Here is a 3,547-nt window from a genome sequence, read left to right on the forward strand (position 1 = left end):
GAGGCAGCGCGCCACCGCACCGGACCCAGGCCAGCGCGGCCCCGCACCGGCCCCAAGGCAGCCCGGCCGGCGCAGGACGGTGTTCAGTCGCGCGGCAGCGCCCAGCACAGGACGCCCTCGCTGGGCAGCTGCCGGACGCTCACGTGGACGCGGGTGCGGGGGTGTCCCGCGGCCCAGGCGAGGTAGCCGGCGCCGTCCGGCTCCAGCCGTACGTCCCGCAGCCCCCGGGGCGCCGGGTCCACCAGGGGGTGGAGGGCCTTGAAGGCGGACTCCTTCGCGGAGTAGAGGGCGAGCAGGCGCCGCGCGGCCGTGCGGGGCGGGCCGAGCAGCGGGCGTTCGGGGCCGCGCAGCACCAGGTGGGCCGCCCGCACGGGCAGCCGGCCCGTCTCCAGGTCGACGCCCAGGGCCCGGAACCGGACCGAGGGGCCCGCGACGGCCACCGCGACACCGCCGGAGTGACTGATCGACGCGGCGATCCCCTCGGGCAGCCGGGGCCGGGACCCGTCGCACAGCACGGAACCCGCGGTCAGTCCCGCCGCGCGCACCGCCCGGTGCAGGGCGCTGCGGCCGATGAGGAAGTCGCTCCGGCGCGCCTCGGGCATGGTCCGCGCCAGGCTCCGCTCCTCGTCGGTCACCGCGACGGGCGGCCCCTCGTGGGCCGAGGCGACCCCGAATCCCATGCCCGGAATGCGCGGACCATTGCTGGAAAAAGCGCGGTGAAGGTTGTGGAGCGGCCCACTGAAATACACGATGCTCGCTTCCCCGTCCGTTGTCGTCGGTATCCGTGAGAACCGGCGGCCGACCCTCGGTATCCTGGTTTCTCACACAGGAAAGAGGCCGCTCGGCGCGCAAACACTCCCCCGCGTGCCGAATACCTTCGGCCACGGGTCCCGCGAGCCCATGGCGTCAAGTTTTTCCAGGTCTTGACCATCCCGGGAGAGAGTGCGACGCTCCCTCACATACGTAACCTCACGTACGCGTGAAGAGGGAGCGACAGCAATGACCGGTGCGGTGGACAACGGCTGGCCGACGGCCGAACTCGACCCGATACGCCGGCTGCGGGTCATCGCGTCCAGCTCCCGGCACCCGGCCTTCGCCGAGCGCCGCTTCGACGTACCGGTCGACCGCTTCTGGTCCGTCGCCTCCGACCTCGAGACCGAACTCCCGCTCATCGTCCCGGGACTGCGGTCCTTCACCGTCACGGAGTCCTCGGGCGACCGGCTGTCGGGCCGGGCGGTCGGCGCCCTCGGGTACCGCGAGCGCTTCGACGTCGTCCTGCGCCCCGGCTGGTGCCTGATGCGGGGCACCGCGCTGACCAGCGGCATGGCCGCCGTGCCGGACGGCGACGGCTGCCGCTTCGCCTTCTTCAGCACCCTGCGCCTGCCGGGCGGCGACACCCTGGACCGGCTGCGCGCCCCCTGGTCGGCGCGGCGGGCCGAGCGGATGCTCGACCGCCTGGGCGAACGGGTCGCGGCCCGCTCAGCCCCAGGCCGAGCGGAATGACCGCCGGGCCCGGAACAGCCGGGACCTGACCGTCCCCACCGGTATCTCCAGCAGGGCGGAGACCTCCTGTTCGCTCAGGCCCTCGACGTGCCGCAGCATCAGCACCGCCCGGTGCTCCGGCATCAGCCGGCCCAGCGCGTCCGTGATGTCCGAGGCGAGATGCAGGTCCCCCGCGACGGGCGGGTCCTCCCACTCCATCGGCACGGTCGGCTGGCGCCGGCGCTGGTTGGCGAACTTCAGCGCCTCCCGCACGGCGATCGCCCGCACCCAGCCGAAGAGGGCCGCCGGCTCCTTGAGCTGGCGGATGCTGCGGAACACCGCGATCAGCGCCTCCTGCGCGGCGTCGGGGCCGTCCTGAAGCGCCACCGGACCGCAGATCCGGCCGACGAAGGGGGCCAGGATCTCCAGCAGTTCGTCCATCGCCAGCGCGTCCCCGCGCCGCGCCCCCTCGACCAGGCGGGCCAGCAGCTCCGGATCCCGGTGCCCCGCGGACCCTTCCGCGCCCCCGCTCACCGCGCCCCCGCCGTGACCGGACGGGGCACACGGAAGGAAATTCCAGATTCAACCGAATAACCGGATGTCCGGAACGAGCGGCGCCGAACCCTCTCGTGTCGACGGGAATTAAAACAGGCCGCGCCGACAACCGCTTTCCGGAGAAATAACTGCACCATGTGTAACGGACCCCCCGTAGATGGCTAATTCAATAGCCGCACATCGCGCCCACCCTAGCACCGGGTGAAGAAATCCGGGAGGCTGAGCCGGGGAGCCCCGATCCGCCCCGGCATATGCCGGACGGCCACCGCAACAGATCGGCTCAGAACGCATCACCTCTCCACACCCCGGCGATAATCAGGCGCACCGGAATGGCGTCCCGGGCATGCCGGGGAGTGCCCCGGCGATTCGTTCCGCCCGGCACTCACTGTCCGCCAAGTCCGATGCCGCCCGGCGAACCGGTCCCCCGCCCGCCGGAGGGACATCCCCACCCGTACAGAGGCCCGCCGGGGCCCATGCACTCCCTCCGCCGCCGATTCCAGTTCCAGCCAGTTCACGACGGACGGGAGTGCCCGGCCGCCGCCGCTCCTCCTCCTCCACGAAAGCTCCCACACCGACGCCGTCCTGGTGCCGCCGCTGGAGCGCCGACGTCCAAGGGAGGAGAACGGCACATGACCACAGCCCGAGCGGGCACCCTGCGCAAGGCCCCTGCCCCACGGCAGGACACTCAGGAGGATCCCTGGGCCGCGGGAGGCGTCCTCGTGCGGGCCGCCCAGGCCGGTGACGCCATGGCCCTCAACGACCTGCTGGGCCTGCTCACCCCGTACGTGAGCCGCCTGTGCCGGCCGATCGCCCTCGGCCACAGCGCCGACGCCGTGCAGGAGGCCCTCATCGCGGTCTTCCAGGGCCTGCCCCGGCTCCGCGACCCCCGCGCCCTGTACGCGTGGGTGCGCACCGTCACGGTCCGCGAGGCGGTGCGGGTGGCCCGCCGGGCCGAGCGCGAGACGCCCGTGTGCGAGTTCGACGACATCGCCTGGCCGGGCAGCCCGGAACTGGCGGTGGACATCCGGGACGTGCTCACCCGCATGTCCACGGAACACCGCGCGGTCCTGGTGCTGCGCGAACTGGAGGGCCTGGACGAGCGTTCGGCGAGCCGGGTCCTCGACATCTCCTGCGGCACGATGAAGTCCCGGCTCCACCGTGCCCGTCACAGCTTCCGAAAGGCGTGGCCGCGATGACAACGAACTGGCCGACGGCCGACCTCGACCCGGTGCGGCGCCTGCGCGTCATGGCCGCCGGACTGCACGCCGTCATGTACGCGGAGGCCCATGTCGACCTGCCTACGGCGGACGTGTGGTCGGTCGCCGCGGACCTGGAGGGGGAACTCCCCCATCTGGTGCCGATGATGCGCGAGTTCCGGTGCCGGCCCTGCGGCGGCGACCGCTTCCACGGGCAGGCGTACGGACCCTTCGGGCACACCGCGCGGTTCGACGTCCTGCTCCAGCCCGGCTGGTGCCTGATGCAGAGCCAGTACGTGGTCGGCGCCATGGCG

General features: G+C 72.7%; 5 protein-coding genes. 3 read left to right on the plus strand and 2 right to left on the minus strand.

Going from position 1 to position 3,547, the window contains the following annotated elements:
* Positions 1 to 83: 83 nt before the first annotated feature.
* The gene (locus GTW67_RS17115) at positions 84 to 680 is read right to left on the minus strand and encodes a 4'-phosphopantetheinyl transferase family protein (RefSeq protein WP_161165693.1); all 597 of its coding nucleotides are present in this window, start codon (positions 678 to 680) and stop codon (positions 84 to 86) included.
* Between the two features lie 319 nt (positions 681 to 999).
* Here GTW67_RS17115 and GTW67_RS17120 point away from each other — a divergent pair, with 319 nt between their 5' ends.
* Entirely contained in the window at positions 1,000 to 1,503 is a 504-nt protein-coding gene (locus GTW67_RS17120; protein WP_161165694.1) for a hypothetical protein, read from the plus strand.
* Here the strand turns inward: GTW67_RS17120 and GTW67_RS17125 are convergent.
* Entirely contained in the window at positions 1,480 to 2,016 is a 537-nt protein-coding gene (locus GTW67_RS17125) for an RNA polymerase sigma factor (protein WP_346010678.1), read from the minus strand. The genes GTW67_RS17120 and GTW67_RS17125 overlap by 24 nt on opposite strands.
* A gap of 650 nt (positions 2,017 to 2,666) precedes the next feature.
* On the opposite strand from GTW67_RS17125, the gene GTW67_RS17130 reads away from it, so the two are divergent.
* Positions 2,667 to 3,233: a sigma factor-like helix-turn-helix DNA-binding protein gene (locus tag GTW67_RS17130; protein WP_161165695.1), complete on the plus strand. Its 567-nt coding sequence runs from the start codon at positions 2,667 to 2,669 to the stop codon at positions 3,231 to 3,233.
* Positions 3,230 to 3,547, plus strand: a 318-nt coding sequence (locus GTW67_RS17135; RefSeq protein WP_161165696.1) for a hypothetical protein, incomplete at its 3' end; no start/stop codon positions are given. The genes GTW67_RS17130 and GTW67_RS17135, both read left to right, overlap by 4 nt.

The sequence above is a fragment of the Streptomyces sp. SID5910 genome (genome assembly GCF_009862125.1).
Classification (GTDB): domain Bacteria; phylum Actinomycetota; class Actinomycetes; order Streptomycetales; family Streptomycetaceae; genus Streptomyces.

Excerpts from the sequence above, each read along its gene's own strand:
- GTW67_RS17115 (WP_161165693.1), bottom strand. The coding sequence starts at position 680 with ATGGGATTCGGGGTCGCCTCGGCCCACGAGGGGCCGCCCGTCGCGGTG.
- GTW67_RS17120 (WP_161165694.1), top strand. The coding sequence starts at position 1,000 with ATGACCGGTGCGGTGGACAACGGCTGGCCGACGGCCGAACTCGACCCG.
- GTW67_RS17130 (WP_161165695.1), top strand. The coding sequence starts at position 2,667 with ATGACCACAGCCCGAGCGGGCACCCTGCGCAAGGCCCCTGCCCCACGG.